Origin of the sequence: Cellulomonas sp. Root137 (assembly GCF_001426725.1) — a bacterium.
Taxonomy (GTDB): Bacteria; Actinomycetota; Actinomycetes; order Actinomycetales; family Cellulomonadaceae; genus Cellulomonas.
The window spans coordinates 90,575-114,097 of record NZ_LMFG01000001.1; the positions used below are offsets into that span (position 1 = coordinate 90,575).

Genomic DNA, 23,523 nt, shown 5'->3' on the forward strand with positions numbered 1-23,523 from the left:
CTTCACCCAAGAGGGTGACGCGACGGCGCGCCAGAAGGGTCCCGCATGGCGAGACGGCTCAGGGCAGGACGGGGGTGGGCAGCGGGGCCCACGTGATCTCGCTGCCGCTGAAGATCTGGGCGAGGAACACCGCGGAGGCCGCCAGCAGGACCACGGTGGCGACCAGCGCGCCGGTGCGGCCCGGCGCCACGACGGCGAGCACCCGGCGGGCGCCGATGCGGGTCATCAGCGACAGCGGACCCCACCAGACGACGGCCGCGCCGATCAGGACGATCGAGCCGACGAGGATCGCCGCGGTCAGGCCCTGCGGCTCCTGCCCGGAGGGCGAGTCGCCGATCACCCAGCGGCCGTCGCCGATCAGCCACCAGGACAGTCCGAGCAGGATGACGACGACGCTGGCCCCCACGACGAGCGACGGGATCAGCCCGACGAGCGAGCGCAGCAGGTGCCACGGCAGGGTGGCGGCGGCGACGGCCCGGTCGGAGCGGCGCACCCCGGCGCGCTCCCGGCGCCCGTACATGGCCTCGACGGTGGACCCGACGGTCCGCACGACCACCACCAGCACCGCGAACACGATGAGCGTCACGCCCGGGTACAGGGCACCGGCCGACCCCAGCAGCAGCGCGGCCGCCAGCAGCGTGCCCCAGCGGCGGCGGGCGGGCGGGCGCTCGTAGCCGGAGCCCTCGGGCTCGGGCTCCTCGGACGCGTCGAGGTCGTCGTTGATCCAGTCGACCCCGTCGGGGTCCTCGGGGTCCTCGTCCCACTCCTCGTCAGCCCCGACGGGCTCGAGGGCGGTCGGGTCGAACGCGCGGGTGTGCCCGTCGTTGGCGACCGCGGGAGGCACGGCGCTCGCGGCGACAGCCACGGTGGCCGGCTCGGGTGCCAGGACGGTGGTGCCGACGAGGTCGTCGGCGACGAGCACCGCGGTGTCGGTCTCGTCGGCGATCGACTCGCCCTCCGCGACGACCACCGTGAGCGCGGCGAGCACGTCGTCCGGGGACGTGCGGTCGGCCGCGACCGGTGCGAGCGCGCGCCGCAGCGCCGCGGTGGTCAGCGGCCCGAGCCCGGCGAGGTCGACGTCCCCCGAGCGGGCCCGCGCGAGCACGGCCTCCAGCGGGCGGGTACCGAAGGGGTCCCGACCGGTGGCCGCGAACGCCAGGATCGCCGCCCAGCCCCAGAAGTCGGAGGCCTCGTCGGGCTCGTCGCCGTCCAGCAGCTCGGGCGCGAGGTAGCCCGGCGTGCCGAGGACCATGCCCTCGGCGGTGAGCTTGGAGTCGTCCGCGGCCTGGGCGATGCCGAAGTCGATCAGCACCGGTCCGTCGTCCCCGACGATGACGTTCGACGGCTTGAGGTCGCGGTGCACCACGCCGGCGCCGTGCACCGCCACGAGGGCGTCGCGCAGCCCCTCGGCCAGGTCCAGCAGCTGCTCGGCGTCCAGCGTGCCGCGCTCGCGCACGTGCTCCTCGAGGTTGTCGCCGGTCACCAGCTCGGTGACCAGGAACGCCTCGGTCGAGTCGGCCTCCGCGTCGAGGATCGCGGCGACGCCCGGGTGCCGGAGCTTCTGCAGCGCGTGCACCTCGCGGCGCAGCCGGTCCCGCGCGACGGCGTCGGACCCGATGTGCGGGTGCAGCATCTTGAGCGCGACCGCGTCGCCGCCGCCGTCGACCGCGCGGTAGACCGTCCCCATGCCGCCCGAGCCCAGGGGAGCGACGACGGTGTATCCGCCGATCTCCGTCCCGGGCTCCAGCCCCATCCGCTCCATCCCCGCACCGTAGCCGGAGCCCTCGCCACCCCGCCCGGCAACGCGCGGTCCGACCAGCACAGATAGGGTCGGACGCAGACCCGAGGAGTTGATCTGGTGCCTACCGACGCGCCCGCGCACGGCTACGACTTCGTCGTCGTCGCCAACCGGCTGCCCGTGGACGTGAGTCTCGACGACGACGGTGAACCCACCTGGACGCGCTCCCCCGGCGGCCTGGTGACCGCGCTCGCTCCCGTGATGGCGACCACGTCCGGCGCCTGGGTGGGCTGGGGCGGGTCACCCGACCTGGAGCTCGAGCCGTTCGACGTCGACGGCACCGAGCTGATCCCGGTGGTGCTCTCCGAGGACGACCTGGAGAAGTTCTACGAGGGCTTCTCCAACGACACCCTGTGGCCGCTCTACCACGACGTCATCGAACCGCCGGCGTTCCACCGGCAGTGGTGGGACTCCTACCGGAAGGTCAACCAGCGCTTCGCGGAGGCCGCCGCTGCGCAGGCTGCCGAGGGCGCCACGGTCTGGGTGCACGACTACCAGCTCCAGCTGGTCCCCCAGCTGCTGCGGGCGCTGCGGCCGGACCTGCGCATCGGGTACTTCCACCACATCCCGTTCCCGCCCTTGGAGCTCTTCGCGCAGCTGCCGTGGCGCGTGCAGGTGATCGAGGGGCTGCTCGGGGCGGACCTCGTGGGGTTCCAGCGGGCCGGTGACGCCGCGAACTTCGTCCGCACCGTGCGTCGGCTCACGGACCTCACGACGCGTGGGCAGATGGTCACCCTGGCGGAGCCCGACGGGCACACCGGGCCGGGTCGGCACGTGCGCGCCGCCGCCTTCCCCATCTCGATCGACTCGCACGCGTTCGACGAGCTGGCGCGCACCGACGCCGTCCGCGAGCGCGCGCTGCAGATCCGCCGCGAGCTGGGCGACCCCGAGTACCTGCTGCTGGGCGTCGACCGGCTCGACTACACCAAGGGCATCCGGCACCGGATCAAGGCCTACGGCGAGCTGCTCTCCGAGGAGCGCCTGTCCCCGCAGAGCACCACGCTGGTGCAGGTGGCCAGCCCGAGCCGGGAGAACGTGGGCGCCTACCAGACGCTGCGCGACGACGTCGAGCTGCTGGTCGGCCGCATCAACGGCGACTACGGGCAGGTGGGTCACGCCCCGGTGCAGTACCTGCACCAGTCGTTCCCCATGGAGGAGATGGCGGCGCTGTACCTGGCGGCCGACGTCATGCTGGTCACCGCGCTGCGCGACGGCATGAACCTGGTCGCCAAGGAGTACGTCGCCGCGAGGTCCGACGACCGCGGCGCGCTGGTGCTCTCCGAGTTCACGGGCGCCGCCGACGAGCTGACAGGAGCGGTGCTGGTGAATCCGCACGACATCGACGGGATGAAGGACGCGATCACGTACGCCGTGCACATGGACGGCCGCGAGTCCCGCAAGCGGATGCGCCGCCTGCGCCGCCGCGTGCTCGGGCACGACGTGGTGGCCTGGTCCGAGGACTTCCTGGCCGCCCTGAACGCGGTGCCCGTGCGAGCCAGCCGTGGCTGAGGACCTCACCGCCGCGCTCGGCGCCCTCGCGGCTGACTCGTCGCGCCGCCCGCTGCTGGTCGCCCTCGACTTCGACGGCACGCTGGCCCCGCTGCAGGACGACCCGTCCGCGTCCCGGATCCTGCCCGACGGCATCGACGCGCTCGAACGGCTGGCCGGGACGCCCGGCGTGGCGCTCGCGCTGGTGTCCGGCCGCGCGATGCACGACCTGCACACGCTGGCCCAGGTGCCGCCCGGGACGTTCCTCATCGGGAGCCACGGCGCGGAGCGGGCGCGGGTGACGACGTTCGGCCTCGACCGCGACGTCGTCCGGCTGACCGACGAGCAGGCGGACCGGCTGGCGTCGCTCGGCGCGGAGGCCGCCCGGATCACCCGGGGCCGGGACGGCGTCTGGGTGGAGACCAAGCCGACCGCGGTCGTCGTGCACACCCGGCTCGCCGAGGACTCCGTGGCCCGCCCGGCCGAGGAGGAGGCGATCGCGCTCGGGGAGCGGCTCGGCTCCGGGGTCCTGCACGGCAAGGACGTCGTCGAGATCTCCGTGCTGCGCGCGAGCAAGGGCGAAGCCCTCACCGCGCTGCGCGACGAGCTCGGGGCGCCGGTGGTCCTGTACGCCGGCGACGACGTCACCGACGAGCACGCTTTCGAGGCGCTCCGCGACGACGACCTCACCGTGAAGGTGGGAACCGGGGAGACGGCGGCGCGCTTCCGCGTCGACGGCCCGGACGCGCTGGTGGCCTCCCTCGCGGTCCTCGCCGACGGGCTCTGAGCAGCCGCCGACGGCCTGTGGTCGGCCGCACGACCGAGGCGTAGCGTGCGAAACATGCCCGGCCGGATGCACCAGGTCGAGCTCGTCGAGACCGTGGACGAGCCCGTGCGGTCGTCCGCGGCCGGGGTGCCGGGGCGGCGTGTCGACGTCACGCTCGACGAGGCCGCCCCCTCTCAGCGGCCCGACGAGGTGGTGGCCGCCCGGACCTGGCTGCGGCGCCACGCCCGGTCGCTCGTGCCGACCGCCGCCGTCCTCGCCGCGACTCTCCTGGTCACCCAGCTCGTCATCGACCGCCGCGAGGCCGCGCGCCTCGCCGCGCTCGCGGCCATCCCCGGCGTCGTGCCGCCGGCCGACGCGTCGATCGGCGTGATCTGGCGTGCGGACCCCCAGCTGGCAGCCGCGCTGCAGTCGGGGGCGATGGTCGACGGCGTGCTCGTCGGCGGGATCCAGGCCGCCGACGGCGCCCCCTCGGTCGTCGGGCTCGACCCGGACACCGGGGTCGTCGCCTGGGCCACCCCGGTGGACCTGCCCACGCCCCAGCCGACACCCACGAGCGCCTCGCCCGAGCTCTGGATCGCCTGCAGCGCGGTCCGCCACGAGGGCGCGCACGTGGCGGCGTGCGTCTCGCAGCAGTACGGGGAGGGTGTGCAGGGCATCCCCCCGTCGTCGGTCTGGATCCTCGACCCGCAGGACGGCAGCCTGCTGGCCGAGCGCGTGGTGGACGGCGGCTCGGGGCTGGCGTTCACGGACGACGCGATGGTGCTGGCCACGAGGGCGACCGACGACGGCGCCGCGGTCCGCTGGGCGGTCACGGCCACCGACCTCGTCAGCGGCGACACCCGCTGGACCTGGACCTCCCCGCCCACCGACGTCGTCAGCCGGGACGACGGCCCGGAAGGGCTGTCCGGGACGACCGTGGCCTCGCTGCAGACGTACGACAACCGGATCGTGGTCGGTGTCGACAACCACGCCTGGGTCCTCACCTCCGGCGGGGAGCTGGTGCAGGACGTGCCGCTCGAGCCCGCGTCGTGGCTGCAGCCGGCCCGGGCGGGGGTGTTCATCAAGAGCACCTGGACGTCGTCGGACCTCTACCAGGGCACCCTGCTGCTGGAGGACGGGACCGAGATCCCTGTCGACGAGGCGGCGGGCTGGCTCGCGGTCGACGACGGCTCCGCGCCGGGCGTGGTGCTCACCGTGGGCGAGGGCGGGCACGGGACCGACGGGCTCAGCGGCCGCTCCGCGACCACGGGCGAGCGCCTCTGGCACCTGCCGGGGACCATCGTCGCCGCCCTGATGCTGGACGGGACGCTCTACGTGGCCACCAGCGACTCCCTGCGCGCGCTCGACGCCGCGACCGGCGAGGTGCTGTGGCGGACCCCGCTCGAGCGCCTGGCGCACCAGCTGTCGACCGACGGCACGTACCTGCTGGTCCCCGGGCTGGGCGTGACGCTGGAGGCGTACTCGCTGCGCAATGGGGAGCTGGCGTGGAGCACCGACCTGTCCGAGGAGGTGGCCGGGGACCGGTCGACCGTCTTCGTGCAGGGCTTCCGGTCGGGCTGGCACGACCCCCGGCTGTACGTGTGGATGGACAGCGGCTCGGTCGCCGTCCTCGGGTGAGCGATGAGCGCGCCGGTCGGGCATGCCGCGCACCTCGCACCCGTCGAGCTCGACGAGCTCGACGGGCTCCGTGCCCCTGACGGCGGTGACCGCAGCCGGCGGTTCCCCGCGGCCCGGGTGACCGCGACGGTCGTCGCCCTCGTGCTGGTCCTGCTCGGCGTGCAGTCGTGGCTGGACGCCCGGGAGCGCGCACGGCTGCGGTACCTCGCGGAGGTGCCCGGCGTCCTGCGCGCCCTCGCGGACCCACCCGGGGTGCTGTGGCGGTGGGCGCCCGGCGTCGGCACTCTCGTGGCGGGCGACAGCGCAGGTGGCTGGGCGGTCGGCGCCGACTACCACCCGGGCGGAGTGACCCTGCGCGGCACCGACCCCGACACCGGCGACCAGCGGTGGTCCGCGCCGTTCTCGCTCGACGCGGCGCTCCCGCCGGGCGGTCGCTCCGAGTTCCCCTCCGTCTGGGTCCGCTGCACCGTCGTGCGGTCGGACGACGCACCGCTGGCGGTCTGCGCCGCCGAGGTCTCCCCTGTCGCGTCCGGGGGTGCGGCGACCCCGCTCGCAGTGCTGGACCCGGCCACCGGCTCGGTCCTCGCGACACCCACCGTGCCGGCCGGGACCCTCTGGGCGGCGACCGACAGTCTCCTGGTGCGCGCCACGCCTGCGGAGGACGGGCGCGGTGGCGTGCGTTGGACGCTCACCGCGACCGACCCCACGACGGGGTCGGTGCAGTGGCGGAGCAGCACGCCCGTGGTGCCGCAGGTCCACGAGGTACGGATCGGCGACGACGTGTTCCGCTCCGAGCCGGCTCTCGCCGCGGACGACGACCGGGTGCTCCTGACCGACAGCGGGCACGCCTGGCTGTTCGGCGCCGACGGGTCGCCTCGGGGCGACGTCACGGTCGCGACCGACGGCTGGGCGGAGCTGGGCCGCTCCGGCACGCTGGTCTGGATGCCCTGGCAGAACTTCGCGGTGCCCGCGGGCGTCCTGGTCACCGCTGCGGGGGCGCGCGTCGCGGTGGGCGAGCTGCCCGCCCGGCTGTCCGTGGACGACGGCACCGCGCCCGGGGTCGTCCTGCTCACCGGGGACGACGGCGGCTGGGACGGCGTGGCCCTCGTGGCTCGCGACGCCGTCACGGGCGACGAGCTCTGGCGCGCGGACGGCGTCCGAGGCGAACCGCTGCTCGTCGACGGCGTGGTGCACGTCGCGCAGGGCGCCGACGTGGTCGCGCGGGACGCCCGATCCGGCGAGGTCCGGTGGTCCGTGCCCGTGGGCGCCGTACCGGCCTACCTGGGCACGGACGGGTCGCTGGTGGTCGTCGTCACCCCCGACCGCACGCTGCACGGGCTCGAGCTCGCGGACGGTCGCCTGGCTCTCAGCGTCGACCTGAACCGGCTGACTCCGGGCGATCCGGCCGGCATCGACCAGGTCGCCGACTACGCCGGCCGCCTGCTGGTCCGGTTCCGTGACGGGTCGGGGATCGTGCTGGGCTGAACGTGGTGCGTGTCACTGCGCGGTGTGGACGGTCCACACCGGTATGGCATGATGACCCCGGGTCACCGAAGGACGACGCTCCTTCCGGTGCCCGTGTCATCGAGGACACTCTTGACACTCTTCACTACGGATCGTCCGGCACGTACCTGCCGGTGAAGGGATTGATCAGCCATGGCAACGGTCACTTTCGACAAGGCCTCCCGGGTCTACCCGGGCACTGAGCGCCCCGCTGTCGACTCGCTCGACCTGCACATCGAGGACGGCGAGTTCCTCGTCCTCGTCGGCCCCTCCGGTTGTGGCAAGTCCACGTCGCTCCGCATGCTCGCGGGCCTCGAGGACGTCAACTCGGGCCGCATCCTCATCGGCGACCGCGACGTCACGGACGTCCAGCCGAAGGACCGCGACATCGCGATGGTCTTCCAGAACTACGCGCTGTACCCGCACATGACGGTCGCCGACAACATGGGCTTCGCGCTCAAGATCGCCGGCACCCCGAAGGCGGAGATCCGTCAGCGCGTCGAGGAGGCTGCCAAGATCCTCGACCTCTCCCAGTACCTCGACCGCAAGCCGAAGGCCCTCTCGGGTGGCCAGCGTCAGCGCGTCGCCATGGGCCGCGCCATCGTGCGTTCGCCGCAGGTGTTCCTCATGGACGAGCCGCTGTCGAACCTCGACGCCAAGCTCCGCGTCCAGACCCGTACGCAGATCGCGTCGCTGCAGCGTCGTCTCGGTGTCACCACCGTCTACGTCACGCACGACCAGACCGAGGCCCTGACCATGGGTGACCGCATCGCGGTCCTCAAGGACGGCCTGCTGCAGCAGGTCGGCACCCCGCGCGACATGTACGACACCCCGGCCAACGTGTTCGTCGCCGGCTTCATCGGCTCGCCCGCCATGAACATCGGCACGTTCCCCGTGCTCGACGGCGTCGCCAACCTGGGCCGCGCCCGCGTCGCCGTGCCGCGCTCGGTCATCGGCCAGTTCACCGAGGACGACCGCAACCACGTCACGGTCGGCTTCCGTCCCGAGTCTCTGGACGTCGTGCCCGAGGGCACCCCGGACGGCATCCCGGTCATCGTGAACATCGTCGAGGAGCTCGGCTCCGACGCGTTCGTGTACGGCTCGCTCACCAACGAGTTCGGCCGCGCGGACGCGGTGCACTCCGGTGCCGGCGACGCGCAGGTCATCGTGCGCGTCGACCCCCGCCAGGTGCCCGCCAAGGGCGAGACGATCTACATCCGCATCCGCGACAACGAGCAGCACCTGTTCCACGCGGGCTCGGGCGAGCGGATCGCCGTCTGATCTGAGCAGTCCCGACAGGGCGGTCCCGGCTTCGGCCGGGGCCGCCCTGTCGCATGTGCTGTGGGCGTTCTCTGAGAGGATCGGACCATGAGCCCGACGCCGCAGCGCCTGCAGATCACCGCGGCCTCGCCCGACCCCGCCCTCCTCGACCTGCCGTGGCACATCCCGCTGGAGGAGTGGCCGGCCGAGACGCTCGCCGCGCTGCCCCGCGGCATCTCCCGGCACATCGTGCGGTTCGCCAAGATGTCCGGCCGCGTGGTCGCGGTCAAGGAGATCGGCGAGACCGTGGCCTACCGCGAGTACGAGCTGCTGCGCCAGCTGCGCCGCCTGGACGTGCCCAGCGTCGAGCCCGTCGGAGTCATCACCGGACGCAGCGACGTCAACGGCGAGCGGCTCGAGGCCGTGCTCATCACCAAGCACCTGTCGTTCTCGCTGCCGTACCGCGCGCTGTTCAGCCAGTCGCTGCGCCCCGACACCGCCACCCGGCTCATCGACGCGCTCGCCGTGCTCCTGGTCCGGCTGCACCTGGTCGGCTTCTACTGGGGCGACGTCTCGCTGTCGAACACCCTGTTCCGCCGCGACGCCGAGACGTTCGCCGCGTACCTGGTGGACGCCGAGACGGGAGACCTGCACGACAAGCTGTCCGACGGGCAGCGCGGCTACGACCTCGAGGTCGCCCGCGTGAACATCATCGGCGAGCTCATGGACCTGCAGGCCGGCGAGTTCCTCGAGGAGGACGTCGACGCCGTCGCCATCGGGGACGCCCTGGCGGAGCGGTACGGCGAGCTCTGGCGCGCGCTGACCGAGTCGGAGTCCTTCACGTTCGGCGACCGCTGGCGCGTGCAGGCCCGCATCGACCGGCTCAACGACCTCGGCTTCGACGTGGGCGAGCTCGACATCACCACGGACGTCGACGGCACCAGCGTGCGCATCCAGCCCAAGGTCGTCGACGCCGGGCACCACTCCCGCCGGCTCATGCGGCTCACCGGGCTCGACGTGCAGGAGAACCAGGCGCGCCGCCTGCTCAACGACCTCGACGAGTTCCGCGCCGCCACCGACCGCCAGCGGGACGACGAGTCGTTCGTGGCGCACGACTGGCTGACCGAGATCTTCGAGCCGGCCGTCCGCAGCGTGCCGCGGGACCTGCGCGGCAAGCTGGAGCCCGCGCAGATCTACCACGAGCTGCTCGACCACCGCTGGTACCTGTCGGAGCAGCAGGGCCGGGACGTCGCGATGAAGAACGCGGCGAAGAGCTACGTGAAGAACATCCTGCCGACGCGCCCCGACGAGCAGGCGATCCTCGGCGTGCAGGCGGGCGAGATCCCGGAGGGCGACCAGCTCATCGGCTGACGCGTCCCCTCACCTAGACAGCGCGCTGGCGGGACACCTCGAACAGGGCGATGCCCGCGGCGACGCCGGCGTTGAGCGACTCGACCGCCGACGTGATCGGGATGGACGCGATCGCGTCGCACTGCTCGCGGACCAGCCGCGACAGGCCCTTGCCCTCGGAGCCGACGACGAGCACCAGCGGGTCGGAGGCGTAGGGCAGGTCGGTGATCGACACGTCGCCGCCGCCGTCCAGGCCGACGACGAAGACGCCCGCGGACTTCAGGCTCTGCAGGGTGCGCACCAGGTTGGTCACCCGGGCGACCGGCACGCGTGCGGCCGCACCCGCGGAGACCTTCCACGCCGATGCGGTGACACCCGCCGCGCGCCGCTCGGGCACGAGGACGCCGTGGGCGCCGAACGCCCCGGCGGACCGGAGCACGGCACCGAGGTTCCTCGGGTCCGTCACCCCGTCGAGCGCGACGATGAGCGCCGGTCGGTCCGACTCCGCGGCCGCGTCGAGGAGGTCGTCGTCGTCCGCGTACGCGTACGGCGGGACCTGGATGGCGACGCCCTGGTGGACCGAGCCGTCGGTCAGCCGGTCCAGCTCGGCGCGGCTGACCTCGAGGAGCGGGTAGTTCGAGTTGCCCGCGGCGCTGATGATCTCGCGCGTGCGGTCGTCGCCCTCGAGCCGCGAGGCGATGTACACCGTGGACACCGGGATGCCGGCGCGCAGGGCCTCGACCACCGAGTTCCGGCCGGAGACGATCTCGTGCGTCGAGCTCTTGCGACCGCCCTTGGACCCGGCGGCGCTGCGGCTCGCCCCGGCCGACTGGCGACCGGACGTGCCACGGGTGCCCGCGACCGCGCGCCGCTCGGCGGCGAGCTTCGCCTTGTGTGCGGGGTGGTACTCACGGTCCTCGGCCTTCGGCGTCGGTCCCCTGCCCTCGAGCGAGCGCCGGTTCTTGCCGCCCGTGCCCGCGCTCGCGACCTTCTTGGAGCTGCCCTTGCGGACGGCACCGCGGCGCTCGGAGTTTCCAGCCATGTTCAGTTCTCCTCAGTAATGTCGGTGCGCGCGGCAAGTGACCAGCGCGCTCCGGAAGACGAGTCCTCGACCACGATGCCGGCCGCGGCGAGGCGGTCCCGGATGGCGTCGGACGTGGCGAAGTCACGGGCGGCGCGCGCCTGGGCGCGGGCCTCCAGCTCGGCGGCGACGACGGCCTCGAGCGCCCGGGCGTACCGGGCGTCGCTGCCGTGGGCGCGCCACTGGCTGCCGCCCGGGTCGAGGCCGAGCACGTCGAGCATCGCGCGCAGGACGACCATCGCGTCCCGGGACTCGCCCAGGTCCCCGCGCGCGAGCGCGGAGTTGCCGGTCCGCAGGTGCTCGTGGACGACCGCGAGCGCGGCCGGCACGTTGAGGTCGTCGTCCATCGCGGTCACGAACTCGTCGGGGAGGGCGACCGCGGCCACCTCGGCGTCGTCGGCCACCCCCACCTTCTCGGCGGCACGCTCGACGAACCCGGCCAGCCGGTCCCAGGTCGCCTCGGCCTCGCGCAGGGTGTCGTCGGACCACTCGAGCATCGAGCTGTACTGCACGGCCGTCATGGCGTACCGCAGCACGGACGCCCGCTCCTTGGCCAGCACGACCGTGACCAGCAGCCCGTTGCCGAGCGACTTGCTCATCTTGGAGCCGCCCTGCGTGACCCAGCCGTTGTGCAGCCAGTACTGCGCGAACCCGTAGCCGGCCGCCCGGGACTGGGCCTGCTCGTTCTCGTGGTGGGGGAACCGCAGGTCGAGTCCGCCGCCGTGGATGTCGAACGCGTCGCCGAGGTAGCGCTGCGCCATCGCGGAGCACTCCAGGTGCCAGCCCGGCCGGCCGCGGCCGAACGGGGTGTCCCAGGCGGCCGTCTCGGGCTCTCCCGGCTTGGCGGCCTTCCAGAGGGCGAAGTCGCGGGGGTCGCGCTTGGCGGTGTCGTCGACCGTGCCGTCGGGAGCCGGGACCATGTCGTCGACCCGCTGGTTGGTCAGCGCGCCGTACTCCGGGTAGGAGCGGACGTCGAACCACACGTCGCCCGGGCCGGTCGTGTACGCGTTCCCGGTCTCGACCAGGCGGTCCATCAGCTCGATCATCGCCGGCACGTGGCCGGTGGCACGGGGCTCGTGGCTGGGGGGCAGCACACCGAGCGCGTCGTAGGCCGCGCTGAACGCGCGCTCGTTCGCGGTGGCCCACGCCCACCACGGCTCACCGGCGTCGGCCGCCTTGGCGAGGATCTTGTCGTCGATGTCCGTCACGTTGCGCACCAGCGTCACGCGGTGCCCCGTGCGGCGCAGCCAGCGGACCAGGACGTCGAACGCGATGGCCGATCGCAGGTGCCCGATGTGCGGCGGCGCCTGCACCGTGGCCCCGCACAGGTAGATGCCCACCTCGTTCGGCACGAGCGGGACGAAGTCACGCACCGTCCGGGTCGCGGTGTCGAAGAGGCGCAGGGTCACTGGTCAAGGCTACCGGCGCGGAACCCCCGCGCCTTTCACACGCCGATCAGCCCCGACGTCCGAGCATCTGAGCGCCCTGGCGACCACATGCTCGGACGCTACAGATGACCTTCCGTGACGTCCGAGGAAGTGAGCGTCGGGACGACCGGATGCTCGGACGTCGTGGGTCAGCCGAACGTGCGCTGCTCGCCGCGGTACGTGGGGACCGTGGACTCGATCGTGGTGCCGCGGACCAGGTGCACCTGCTCGAAGCGCTCCATCACCTCGCCCGACTTGGCGTGCCGGAACCAGACCCGGTCGCCGACGCGCAGGTCCGCGTCGCCGGACAGCCGCAGCGGCGTCTGCACCTCGCCGGCGCCCTCGCGGCCGGTGAGCGCCAGCCCCGCGGGCCACACCGGCTTCGGCTGGCGGGACGCGGTGGGTGGACCGGAGGCGATGTAGCCGCCGCCGAACGCCGTGGCGTAGCCCTGGCCGGGGATCCGCACCACGTCGAGCCCGAAGAACGCGGCCGGCCGGGGGGTGAACGAGCGGTAGGCGTCGAACAGGGTCGGCACGAAGAGCCCGGAGCCCGCGGTGACCTCCGTGACCACCGGGTCCGCGGCACTCGTCTCCACCGAGCCGGAGCCGCCGGAGTTCACCAGGGTCAGCTCGTGGCCGACCGCGCTCTGCACGGCGTCGACGACGGCGGCCCGGCGGACGGCCAGGTCCCGGATGGACAGGCGCTTGATCGCGCGGACGGCCGGGGACGAGTCGGGCAGCCCGGCCACCTGGGCCTCGTAGAACATGACACCGACCACGTCGACGCCGGAGCGGCGGGCGATCGCCGCGGCCAGCGCGCCCGCGTCGGAGGCCGTGTGGACCGGCGAGCGCCGCACGCCCAGGTGCGCGACCACCGGCCCGAGCCGCAGCTTGAGGGAGGCGTCGACATCGAGGCAGACGCGCAGCATGGACCCGTGCGCGTCCGCGGCGCGGGCAGCCAGCTCGACCTGCGTCACGTCGTCGACCATCAGGGTCACGGCGCGGGCGGCCACGGGGTCGGCGGCGAGGGCGTCGAGCGCCCCGGTGTCGACGCTCGGGTAGCCCAGCAGCACGTCGTCGACGCCCTGCGCCACGAGCCACAGCGCCTCGCGCACCGAGTAGGCCATCACGCCGGCGAACCCGGGCAGCGCGAGCACCCGCTCGAGGACGTGCCGCACGCGCACCGACTTGCTGGCGACGCGGATCGGGGTCCCGCCGGCCCGGCGCACCAGGTCGGCCGCGTTGGCGTCCAGGGCGTCGAGGTCCACCACCGCGAGGGGCGCGGGGAGGCCCGTCGTCGCCTCGTCGAGGCGGTCGCCCAGGGTGCGCGTCACGCACCCGCTCCTGAGTCGGCGGTGGCCCGCGCACCCTCTTCCCGGGTCACCCCGAAGCGTCCCGCGAGCACGGCCACGGCGACCACCAGGACGATCGGGACCAGGAACCCGTAGTGCAGCGACGAGGTGCTGCCGATGGCACCCACCAGCACGCCGCCGAGCACCGCGCCGACGTAGTTGAAGATGTTCAGCCGCGCCACCACCGCGTCGGCGTGCCCAGGAGCGAGCGCTCCGGCGGCCGAGAAGCACAGGGGCGCGATGACACCGAGCCCGGCACCGGCGACCGCGAAGCCGGCGAGCGCCACCCAGGGCCCGGGGGCCGCGACGACGAGCACGAGCCCCACGGCACCGACGAGCGCCGCGACGCGCAGGACGATCACCCGGCCCCACCGGCGCACCAGGGGATCGCCGGCCAGCCGGGAGCCCAGCGTCGTCGTGAGGTAGGCGGCGTACCCGAGGGGCGCGAACGATGCGGCCGCGAGCAGCACGTCACCGAGGTAGATGGTGCTCCAGGTGGAGATCGCCGTGTCCGCGACGTAGTAGGCGACCACCCCGAGCCCGAGCAGCAGGACGGCGCCCCACGGCACCACGGGCTTCTCGCCCGCACCGACCGGCACGGCCAGCGCCTCGTCGGGTCGGGCGACGCCGTCCGCGTGCACACCGGCGGGGCCGCGACCCCGCCACGCGCTCCGGAGCACCCAGACGGCCGCGAGGCCCGCCACGAGCGTCCCGGACAGCAGGGCCACCGCCACGGGATCCGTCGGTGTGCGGCCGGTGGTGACCGCGACCAGGACGGCTCCGACGATGCCGCCTGCCGACCACGAGGCGTAGAACCCGGTCAGCAGCGACCGCCCGTACTCGCGCTGGACCGCCACGGCCTGCATGTTGGTGCCGGCGTCGACCATGCCAAGCCCGACCCCGTAGACCGCGAAGCCGGCGGCCAGCAGGGCGAAGCCGGGCGCCACGGCGGCCACGACGACGGACGCCGCGACGATCACGAGGCCGGCCCCGAGGACCACCCGGCTCCCCCCGCGCGAGCGGGCCACCCGGTCGGCCACCAGCGTGCCGAGCGCCGCCATGACGCACACGCCGAGGACGACGAGCGTGATCTGCCCGTCGTCGACGCCGTACCGGTCCTTGAACCCCTCGAGGCTGGTCAGGAGCACCGCGTAGACGAAGCCCTGCGCGGCGAAGCCCGCGGAGGTGGCGAGGCGGGCGTGACGGATCGCCGTGGACACGGGCGACACGTCCGACGCCGGAGCGGTCACGCCGAGGTCGCGGCGACGTCGCCGGAGCCGACGGCGTCCGCGCCGACCGGCTCGAGCGCGACGGGCACCGCCATGGTGGACAGGTACCGGCCGAAGGCCAGCAACCCCGCGCGGGCTGCCTCGCTGTCCCCGTCCACGAGCCACGCCAGGGAGTAGCCGTCGATGACGGCGACCACGGCGCGCGCGATGGCCCCGCGCGGCGCCGACCAGCCGACGTGGGCGGTGCGCTCGACGAGGTCCAGCACCTGCTCGGCGGCGGCCCATTGGCCGCGATACTGCTCGATGGCGACCTGGTTGAGCTCGGAGTGCCGTAGCGACGACGTGGTCAGCTCGTAGCTGAGCAGCTGGGGGCCGCGCGAGTCACGGATGCCTGCCCACAGGGCGTCGAGCACGCCCTCGATGACGGTCTCGGGGTCGGCGACCTGCTGCGGGAGCTCGCCGAGGCTCCGCTCGAGGTTGGCGGTCGTGATGGCATGGGCCATCGCGCGAAGGAGCTCGTCCTTGTCCTGGAAGCAGTAGTGCACGACCCCCAGCGAGACACCCGCCTCGGCGGCGACGGCGCGCACGGTGGCAGCATCGATGCCGTCCCGGCTCGCGACGGCGAGCGCAGCCTCGATGAGCTGCTCGCGTCTCTCGGCCACAGGCAAGCGGTTCATGACAGGGTCCCCTCCCTCTGGCGACGGCCCCACCGGCCACCCCCGACCGGCGAACGAGGCCAATGCCTCCCCCACCACACAGTTCAATAGCACTTGTCACGATAGTCAAGGAGTTTGAGCACTTGACTTGGACATTCGCCCAGGACGATGGTTCACCATTATGGGACGATCGTCGGCCGCCGGCACCTGGCAGAACTGGGCGCGCACCGCGCGCGCCACGCCGCGCCGCGTGCAGCACCCCCGTGACCTGGGGGAACTCGTCGCCGCTGTCCGTCAGGGGTCCCGGGACGGGCTCGGGGTCCGGGCGGTGGGCGGTGGGCACTCCTTCACCCCCGTCGCGGTCACCGAGGGCGTCCAGATCCGTCTCGACGCGTTCGACGCGTTCGAGCGTGTCGCGCCCCGGCCGGACGGCACCACGCACGTCACGGTCGGCGCGGGGATCCGGCTGGGCGCCCTGAACGCCCTGCTGGCCGAGCACGGCCTGGCCATGCGCAACCTCGGCGACATCGACAAGCAGTCCATCGCCGGCGCGATCTCGACCGGCACGCACGGCACCGGCGCCCGGCTGGGCGGGCTGGCGACGCAGGTCGTCGGCGCCCGGCTGGTGACCGCGACCGGCGACGTCGTCGAGACCTCTCCCACCCGGAACCCCGAACTGTTCGAGCTGGCCCGCCTGGGCCTCGGCAGCGTCGGCGTGCTCGCCGCCGTCACGCTCGAGGTGGTGCCCGCGTACCGGCTGGAGGCCCGCGAGGAGCCGTGGCCGCTGGAGGACGTCCTCGAGCGGCTGGACGGTCCGGACGGCCTCGTCGAGGGCAACGACCACTTCGAGTTCTACTGGTTCCCGCACACGCGCCGCGCGCTCACCAAGCGCAACAACCGCGTGCCCGACGACGACGTGCGCCCGCTGAACCCGGTGCGGGGCTGGGTCGACGACGAGCTGCTGTCCAACGCCCTGTTCTCGGTGGCCAACGGCATCGCCACCCTCGCACCGTCGACCACGGCCTCGATCAACGAGTTCGCCGCGCGCGCGCTGTCCTCGCGGCGCTACACCGCCCCGTCCGCCGAGGTCTTCGTCTCCCCGCGACGCGTCCGGTTCCGCGAGATGGAGTACGCGATCCCGCGCGAGGACCTGGTGCCGGTGCTGCGGGAGATCGACGCGTGGATCGAGGGCAGCGGCGAGCGCGTCCCGTTCCCGGTCGAGGTGCGGTTCGCCGCCGCGGACGACCTGTGGCTCTCGACGGCGCACGGGCGCGAGACGGCGTACGTCGCCGTGCACCAGTACCTGCGCCTGCCGTTCGCCCGGTACTTCGCCGCCGTCGAGCGGATCGTCGCCCAGGTGGGCGGCCGCCCGCACTGGGGCAAGATGCACTGGCTCGAGGCCGACAAGCTCGGGGAGCTCTACCCCAGGTTCGCGGACGCGCAGCGCGTCCGAGCGGAGGCGGACCCCGAGGGCGTCTTCAGCAACCCGTACCTCGACCGGCTGCTCGGGCGCCATCGGCCACCGACCTCCCGCGCGGCCTAGCGCCGCGCGACCGTCGAGCCGCGGATCACCAGGCGGCCGGCCACGTACTCCGTGCCCGACCCGATGTCGACGCCGTCGAGCGCGGCGAACACCCGCTGCGCCGCGGTGCGGCCGAGCTGCTGCAGGTTGGCGTCGATGCTGGTCAGCTCCGGGCGCGCGTTGGTGGTCAGCACCTCCCAGTTGTCGAACCCCATGACCGCGACGTCGTCGGGCACCGTCCGGCCGAGGTCACGGGCCGTGTCGAGCGCACCGCGGGAGATCTGGTCGGACCCGCAGAGCACCGCGTCGATCTCGGGGTGCCGGGCCAGCAGCACCGCGGCGGCGTCGCGCCCCCACCGCTCGGACCACTCGCTGTACATCACGTCGCCGACCAGCTCGAGGCCGGCCGCGTGCAGGGCCGCCTGGACCCCGTCGGCCCGGTCGCGGGCGGCCGCGTAGGCGCGCTCGCCGGTGATGTGGGCGATCCGGGTGCGCCCGCAGGCCACCAGGTGCTCGACCGCCAGCCGACCGGCGCTCACGTTGTCGGGCGTGATCGACAGGTCGGAGGGGTCGTCGGACGGGGCGTACGCGTAGACCACGGGCACCGGGATGGCGTGGCCGAGCGACGGGCGGGGGTCGGTCTGCCGGCCGACGACGATGAGCCCGTCCACGCGCCGGCTGAGCAGGGCCCGCAGGTGGTACTGCTCGCGGATGGTGTCGCCGCGGGCGTCGCACAGGAACACGTTGACCTGGCCGGCGCCGAACGCGTCCTCCGCTCCCATGAGGATCGGGATGACGAACCGGCCCTCGAGGTCGCTGGTGAGCAGGCCGACGGTGCCGGTGCGGCCGGCGAGCAGGCCGCGGGCGAGCGGGTTGGGGGTGAACGACAGTCGCTCCGCGGCCTCGACGACGCGCTGGCGGGTGCTGTCCTTGACCTGGTCGCGGCCGTTGAGGGCCTTCGAGGCCGTCGCGACGGAGACCCCGGCGAGGCGCGCGACGTCCGTGAGGGTCACCGCGCGACCGGGTTCGGAGCGTGCCACGGGACCACCTCCTCGTGCTTCCTCGTGCCGTTCGTGATCGAACTGTAACTGCCGGAACCCGTTGACGCGCCAGCCGCGCCCCACTACGTTCAGAAAACCTTTTCGGTGAGTTTCGGGAAACGGTCGGTCCGTTGACCTGCTCGTCGACGTGCACGTCGTGGCGTCGCCGGCTCGTCGTGGACCCGCTTGCTCCGCCTCCTCGGACTCGCTCACCGACAAGGGTTTCGCCCCTGGACCCCCGCGGTGCCGACGACGGCACCCGCTCGACGAAGAGCACGAGGAGATGCCCATGAGGATCACCCGCACCCGATCGGCCCGCCTGGCCGCCGGGATCGTGACGGCCGGCCTGCTGGTCGGCCTGGCGGCGTGCAGCAGTGCCGACGACAGCGGCGACGACGGGCCCGCCGTCTCGGCCGGCCCCGACGGGACCGACGACGGCACCACGCTCACGCTCTGGACCCGCGCCCCCCTGGAGAAGCAGGCCAAGCTGCTGGTCGAGGCCTACAACGACTCGCACGAGAACCAGGTCGAGCTGACCGTCGTGCCCAACGACGACTACGTCGCGAAGGTCGGCGCCGCCGCCGGCTCCGACGGCCTCCCGGACCTGTTCGCCGCCGACATCGTCTACGTGCCCAACTGGGTGCAGCAGGGCCTGTTCCAGGACCTCACCGCGCAGATCGACGGGCTGGACTTCAAGGACCAGATCAACAAGGGCCACCTCGCGGCCGGGACCGCCGACGGCAAGGAGCACGTCCTGCCGTTCGTGCTCGACCTGTCGATGCTGTTCTGGAACAAGGACCTGTTCGCCGAGGCCGGGCTCGACCCGGAGAAGGCGCCGGCGAACATGACCGAGTACGCCGAGGCGGCCAAGGCCGTGCAGGCGCTGAACAAGCCCGACACCTACGGCACGGCCACCGGCCTGAACTGCGGCGGCTGCCTGGTGTTCACCTGGTTCCCGTCGGTCTGGGCCGACGGCGAGCAGGTCATGAACGAGGACGGCACCGAGTCGCTGCTCAACAGTGACACGGCCAAGGAGATCTACTCCACCTGGAAGGACCTCTGGGACTCCGGCGCGGTGCTCCCGTCGTCCGAGGACGAGGCGGGTCCGACGTGGACCGCCGGCTTCACCGAGGGCAAGGTCGGCCTGATGTTCTACCCGGCCACGCTGCTGTCGTCGACCACCGGCTTCGACGTCGGCGTCGCCGGCATCCCCGGACCCGAGGGCGGCGCCTCCACGTTCGTCGGCGGTGACGGCATCGGCGTCTCCAAGGACTCCGAGAACGCGGCCCAGGCCTGGAACTTCCTGTCCTGGATGATGTCCGAGGACGCGCAGGTCGGTGTGCTGGCCAAGAACAACGACGTCGTGTCGCGCGCCGACTTCGCGGACAACGAGTACGCCGCCAAGGACCCCCGACTCGTGACCATCAACGAGGTCGCCGGCCAGGGCGACACCCCCGTCGCGCTGAACTTCCAGCAGGCGTTCAACGCGCCGAGCAGCCCCTGGCTGACCCTGGTGCGCGGCGCGGTCCTCGGCGACGGGGCGAACGTCGACGCGGACAACGACGAGATCACGGCGGTGCTCGGGCAGTAGCCCGCGACCGGTGGGGTGCCGGAGGGCACTGCGGCACCCCACCTCTCCGCCCGACCGACCACGCTCGAGAGGTTCCTCCGATGACCGTCCAGACGGCCACCAGCCCGGCACCACCCCCCACCCGCAGACGCACGAACGGCCACCGCCTGCGCGGCTGGGCCTACGCCTCCCCGACCGCCCTGTTCGTCCTCGTCCTGTTCGTGGTGCCGCTGGCCCTCGTGTTCCGGATGAGCGCGTCGAAGTGGCCGCTGCTCTCGGGCGACCAGGGGATCAACTTCCCCGACAACTTCACCGCCGCCGTCGACAACCGGTTCTTCGTCGACTCCGTGGTGTTCACGCTGAAGTACACGATCCTGGCGACCATCCTGCTGATCGCGCTCGGCCTCGGGCTGGCGCTCATGGTGCAGGAGTCGTCGCGCTGGAAGGGGCTGCTGCGCACGTCGTTCCTGGTGCCCAGCGCCCTCGGCCTGGCGTCGGCGTCGCTGCTCTTCTACGTGCTGTACTCCCCGCTGGCCGGGCCGCTGGCGCCCTTCATGGAGCGGATGGGCTGGAGCTTCCTCGGCTCGCCCGACGCGGCACTGGCCTCGACCCTGTTCCTCATCGTGTGGCGGTACGCCGGGTTCTACATGCTGCTCATGCTCGTCGGGCTCCAGTCGATCCCCGGCGACATCTACGAGGCGGCCCGCATGGACGGCGCCAACCGGTGGCACACGTTCAGCAAGATCACGATCCCGCTGCTCAAGCCGACCCTCGCGCTGACCACGATCCTGTGCGTCACCGGGTCGCTACTGGCGTTCGAGCAGTTCTACATCCTCACCAAGGGCGGTCCGGACAACAGCACGATCACCGTGGTCCAGCTCATCTACTCGGTCGCGTTCCAGGGCCAGAACGACCTGGGCGTCGCCGCGGCGCTCTCCGTGCTCGTCCTGGCCGCGCTCGTGGTCATCAACGTGGTCCAGCTGCGCGCGTTCCGCGGCTCGGACGAGAGCTGAGGGGCCGACATGACCATCGCCACCGTCACGCACGCGGACCCCACCGCGGAGCTGCCCCCGGTCCGCCGGTCCGCTCCGCCGACCACGATCGCCGGCCTCGCGCTGCGCACGCCCTTCTGGGTCTTCTCCGGCGCGCTCGCCGTGATCTTCCTGTTCCCGCTGGTCTGGACGTCGGTGGCCTCGGTGTCGCCGAAACCCGGGACGGGTCAGGTCGACGGCTGGGGCTTCGGCAACTACGTCACGCTCGCCCACTACCAGGCCGGCATCTGGCAGTACCTCGCCAACTCGGTGATCGTCTCCGGGTTGTGCGTGATCCTCACGCTCGCCATCTCCACGTTGGGCGGGTACGCGTTCGCGCGGTTCCGGTTCCCCGGCCGCAACGCGCTGTTCATGCTGACGCTGGCCATCCTCATGGTCCCGTACGCCACCCTGCTGATCCCGCTCTACGTGCTGCTCAACACGCTCGGCCTGCAGAACTCGCTGGTCGGCGTGGCCCTCGTGCTCACCATGTTCCAGCTGCCGTTCTCCACGTTCATGATGCGCATCTCGTTCGAGTCGATCCCCCGGGAGCTCGACGAGGCCGCGATGGTGGACGGCTGCTCGTCGTTCTCCGCGCTCTGGCGGGTGCTGCTGCCCGCGGTCCGGCCCGGCCTGATCACCGTCGGCCTGTTCGCGTTCCTGGCCGCCTGGAACGACTTCTTCGCGCCGCTGATCCTCATCAACGACTCCAACAAGCTGACTCTGCCGCTCGCGGTGGCCAACCTGCGCGTGCAGGTGCAGGGCGTCGTGGACTACGGCGCCACCGAGGCGGGCGTCGTCGTCCTGGCGCTGCCCTGCATCGTGCTCTTCCTCCTGCTCCAACGACACTACGTGCGCGGCTTCATGTCGGGTGCGCTCAAGGGATGACGATGACCACCACCACCACGACCGCCGCCACCCCCGTCGCCCCGTCCCGCGGCACCCTGCGCCCCCTGGGCCTGCGCGAGGTGGAGATCACGGGCGGGTTCTGGGCGCAGCGGCAGGCCGTCAACGCGACCGCGAGCCTCGCGCACATCGAGCACTGGATGGAGCGCGAGGGCTGGATCGGCAACTTCGACCGGGCGGTGGCCGGCGCGCTGCCGCTCGACCGCGGCGGGCGGGAGTTCTCCGACTCGGAGGTCTACAAGCTGCTCGAGGCCATGGCGTGGGAGATCGGCCGCGGCGGCGACGCCGACCTCGACGGCCGCTTCCGGGCACTCGTCGGACGCATCGGTGCCGCGCAGGAGCCCGACGGCTACCTCAACACCATGTTCGGCCGGACGGGTCAGCGCCCCCGGTACAGCGACCTGGAGTGGGGCCACGAGCTGTACTGCTACGGGCACCTGTTCCAGGCCGCGGTCGCGCGGGCGCGGACGCGTCCCGACGCCGACGACGGCCTGCTCGGGATCGCCCGCCGGGCTGCCGACCACGTGGTCGAGACGTTCGGCCCGGGCGGGATCGAGTCCGTGTGCGGGCACGCCGAGATCGAGCCGGCGCTGGCCGAGCTGGGCCGGGTGACCGGCGACCGGCGGTACGTCGACCAGGCCGCACTGTTCGTCGAGCGCCGCGGCACCGGGACCCTGGCGGACATCGAGCTCGGCCGCGCGTACTACCAGGACGACGTGCCGGTGCGGGAGGCGACCGTCCTGCGCGGGCACGCCGTGCGGGCCAACTACCTGGCGGCGGGCGCGGTGGACGTGGCGGTCGAGACCGACGACGACGGTCTGCTCGCCGCGCTGACCACCCAGTGGGAGAACACGGTCGCCCGCCGCACCTACGTCACCGGCGGGCAGGGGTCCCAGCACGAGGGAGAGGCGTTCAGCGACGACTTCGTCCTGCCGCCGGACCGCGCGTACTCCGAGACCTGCGCCGGCGTCGGCTCGGTGATGTTCTCGTGGCGCCTGCTGCTGGCGCAAGGGCTGCCGCGGTACGCGGACCTGATCGAGCGCACGCTGTTCAACGTCGTCGCCACGTCCCCGTCCCACGCCGGCACCGAGTTCTATTACACGAACACCCTGCACCAGCGGGTCCCCGGCACGGTCCCACCGACGGACGTCGCGAGCCCCCGGGCCTCGTCGTCGCTGCGCGCGCCGTGGTTCGCCGTGTCCTGCTGCCCGCCGAACGTCGCCCGGACGCTGGCCAGCCTCGCGGCCTACGTGGCGACCACCGACGACGAGGGTCTCCAGCTGCACCAGTACGCGCCGTCCCGGATCCGCACGAGCCTGGCCGACGGCCGCCGCATCGAGCTCGACGTCGAGACCGGGTACCCCCACGACGGCGTCGTGCGGGTGAGCGTCGTGGCGACCGAGGACCGGCCCTGGACGCTGAGCCTGCGGGTGCCCGCGTGGGCGCAGGGCGCGACAATGGTCACGCCCGAGGGTGAGCAGCCGGCACCTGCCGGGACCGTCGCGGTCACCCGGCGGTTCGCCGCGGGCGACGTGGTCGAGCTGCACCTGCCGATGGCGCCCCGGGTCTCGAGCGCGGACCCGCGCATCGACGCGGTCCGCGGCTGCGTCGTGGTCGAGCGCGGTCCCGAGGTGCTCTGCGTCGAGTCGGTCGACCTGGCGGGCGGGGCCGACGTCGCGAGCCTCCGGCTGCGCGGGGTGCAGGAGTCGGACGGCCGGGTGCTGGCGTCCGTGGCGACGACCCCGTACGACGACGCCGAGTGGCCCTACGGGGACCGCGTCGAGCCGACCGGCACCACCGCCGAGGTGCCGCTCATCCCGTACCACGACTGGGCGAACCGGGGTCCGTCGACCATGCGGGTGTGGCTGCCTCTGGCGTGACCGTCCAGATCACCCGAGGGGGTGAT

General features: G+C 73.1%; 18 protein-coding genes. 11 read left to right on the forward strand and 7 right to left on the reverse strand.

The features are described from left to right. Window positions 1-58: 58 nt before the first annotated feature. Entirely contained in the window at window positions 59-1,762 is a 1,704-nt protein-coding gene (locus tag ASD18_RS00455) for a serine/threonine-protein kinase (RefSeq protein ID WP_056085702.1), read from the reverse strand. A gap of 96 nt (window positions 1,763-1,858) precedes the next feature. On the opposite strand from ASD18_RS00455, the gene ASD18_RS00460 reads away from it, so the two are divergent. From ASD18_RS00460 to ASD18_RS00485, 6 genes are all read left to right on the forward strand, one after another. Further along, window positions 1,859-3,307, forward strand: coding sequence for a trehalose-6-phosphate synthase (locus ASD18_RS00460; RefSeq protein WP_056085703.1), 1,449 nt, complete (start codon window positions 1,859-1,861; stop codon window positions 3,305-3,307). After that, window positions 3,300-4,073, forward strand: a complete 774-nt coding sequence (gene otsB, locus ASD18_RS00465; RefSeq protein WP_056085704.1) for a trehalose-phosphatase — start codon at window positions 3,300-3,302, stop codon at window positions 4,071-4,073. Before ASD18_RS00460 ends, otsB begins: the two co-directional genes overlap by 8 nt. A gap of 54 nt (window positions 4,074-4,127) precedes the next feature. Beyond that, window positions 4,128-5,690 carry a PQQ-binding-like beta-propeller repeat protein gene (locus tag ASD18_RS00470; RefSeq protein WP_156387819.1) on the forward strand — a complete coding sequence of 521 codons (1,563 nt, stop codon included), beginning with the start codon at window positions 4,128-4,130 and terminating at the stop codon, window positions 5,688-5,690. Between the two features lie 3 nt (window positions 5,691-5,693). Further along, window positions 5,694-7,175 carry a PQQ-binding-like beta-propeller repeat protein gene (locus ASD18_RS00475; RefSeq protein ID WP_056085706.1) on the forward strand — a complete coding sequence of 494 codons (1,482 nt, stop codon included), beginning with the start codon at window positions 5,694-5,696 and terminating at the stop codon, window positions 7,173-7,175. Window positions 7,176-7,346: 171 nt separating this feature from the next. After that, entirely contained in the window at window positions 7,347-8,474 is a 1,128-nt protein-coding gene (locus tag ASD18_RS00480) for an ABC transporter ATP-binding protein (protein WP_056085707.1), read from the forward strand. Between the two features lie 87 nt (window positions 8,475-8,561). Then, on the forward strand, window positions 8,562-9,824 hold the full coding sequence (locus ASD18_RS00485; protein WP_056085708.1) for a DUF4032 domain-containing protein: 1,263 nt from the start codon (window positions 8,562-8,564) through the stop codon (window positions 9,822-9,824). 13 nt (window positions 9,825-9,837) lie between these two features. Here ASD18_RS00485 and rlmB read toward each other — a convergent pair whose 3' ends face one another. From rlmB to ASD18_RS00510, 5 genes are all read right to left on the reverse strand, one after another. Continuing rightward, a complete protein-coding gene (rlmB, locus tag ASD18_RS00490) occupies window positions 9,838-10,845 on the reverse strand; it encodes a 23S rRNA (guanosine(2251)-2'-O)-methyltransferase RlmB (RefSeq protein WP_056085709.1) in 1,008 nt (335 codons plus the stop codon). Window positions 10,846-10,847: 2 nt separating this feature from the next. Continuing rightward, on the reverse strand, window positions 10,848-12,293 hold the full coding sequence (cysS, locus tag ASD18_RS00495) for a cysteine--tRNA ligase (RefSeq protein ID WP_056085710.1): 1,446 nt from the start codon (window positions 12,291-12,293) through the stop codon (window positions 10,848-10,850). 167 nt (window positions 12,294-12,460) lie between these two features. Further along, a complete protein-coding gene (locus ASD18_RS00500) occupies window positions 12,461-13,645 on the reverse strand; it encodes an amino acid deaminase/aldolase (RefSeq protein WP_056085711.1) in 1,185 nt (394 codons plus the stop codon). Continuing rightward, window positions 13,642-14,883: an MFS transporter gene (locus tag ASD18_RS00505; protein ID WP_235522202.1), complete on the reverse strand. Its 1,242-nt coding sequence runs from the start codon at window positions 14,881-14,883 to the stop codon at window positions 13,642-13,644. Before ASD18_RS00505 ends, ASD18_RS00500 begins: the two co-directional genes overlap by 4 nt. A gap of 26 nt (window positions 14,884-14,909) precedes the next feature. Then, complete coding sequence (locus tag ASD18_RS00510; RefSeq protein WP_056085713.1) at window positions 14,910-15,569, reverse strand: TetR/AcrR family transcriptional regulator; 660 nt, start codon at window positions 15,567-15,569, stop codon at window positions 14,910-14,912. Window positions 15,570-15,729: 160 nt separating this feature from the next. Here ASD18_RS00510 and ASD18_RS00515 point away from each other — a divergent pair, with 160 nt between their 5' ends. Further along, on the forward strand, window positions 15,730-17,091 hold the full coding sequence (locus ASD18_RS00515) for a D-arabinono-1,4-lactone oxidase (RefSeq protein ID WP_056085714.1): 1,362 nt from the start codon (window positions 15,730-15,732) through the stop codon (window positions 17,089-17,091). Here the strand turns inward: ASD18_RS00515 and ASD18_RS00520 are convergent. Further along, on the reverse strand, window positions 17,088-18,110 hold the full coding sequence (locus ASD18_RS00520; protein ID WP_056085715.1) for a LacI family DNA-binding transcriptional regulator: 1,023 nt from the start codon (window positions 18,108-18,110) through the stop codon (window positions 17,088-17,090). The genes ASD18_RS00515 and ASD18_RS00520 overlap by 4 nt on opposite strands. Window positions 18,111-18,399: 289 nt before the next feature. On the opposite strand from ASD18_RS00520, the gene ASD18_RS00525 reads away from it, so the two are divergent. From ASD18_RS00525 to ASD18_RS00540, 4 genes are all read left to right on the forward strand, one after another. Beyond that, window positions 18,400-19,701, forward strand: a complete 1,302-nt coding sequence (locus tag ASD18_RS00525) for a sugar ABC transporter substrate-binding protein (protein ID WP_056085716.1) — start codon at window positions 18,400-18,402, stop codon at window positions 19,699-19,701. Window positions 19,702-19,781: 80 nt separating this feature from the next. Then, entirely contained in the window at window positions 19,782-20,693 is a 912-nt protein-coding gene (locus ASD18_RS00530) for a carbohydrate ABC transporter permease (protein ID WP_056085717.1), read from the forward strand. 9 nt (window positions 20,694-20,702) lie between these two features. Continuing rightward, entirely contained in the window at window positions 20,703-21,599 is an 897-nt protein-coding gene (locus tag ASD18_RS00535) for a carbohydrate ABC transporter permease (protein WP_082573399.1), read from the forward strand. Continuing rightward, entirely contained in the window at window positions 21,596-23,497 is a 1,902-nt protein-coding gene (locus ASD18_RS00540; RefSeq protein ID WP_056085718.1) for a glycoside hydrolase family 127 protein, read from the forward strand. Before ASD18_RS00535 ends, ASD18_RS00540 begins: the two co-directional genes overlap by 4 nt. Window positions 23,498-23,523 lie beyond the last annotated feature (26 nt).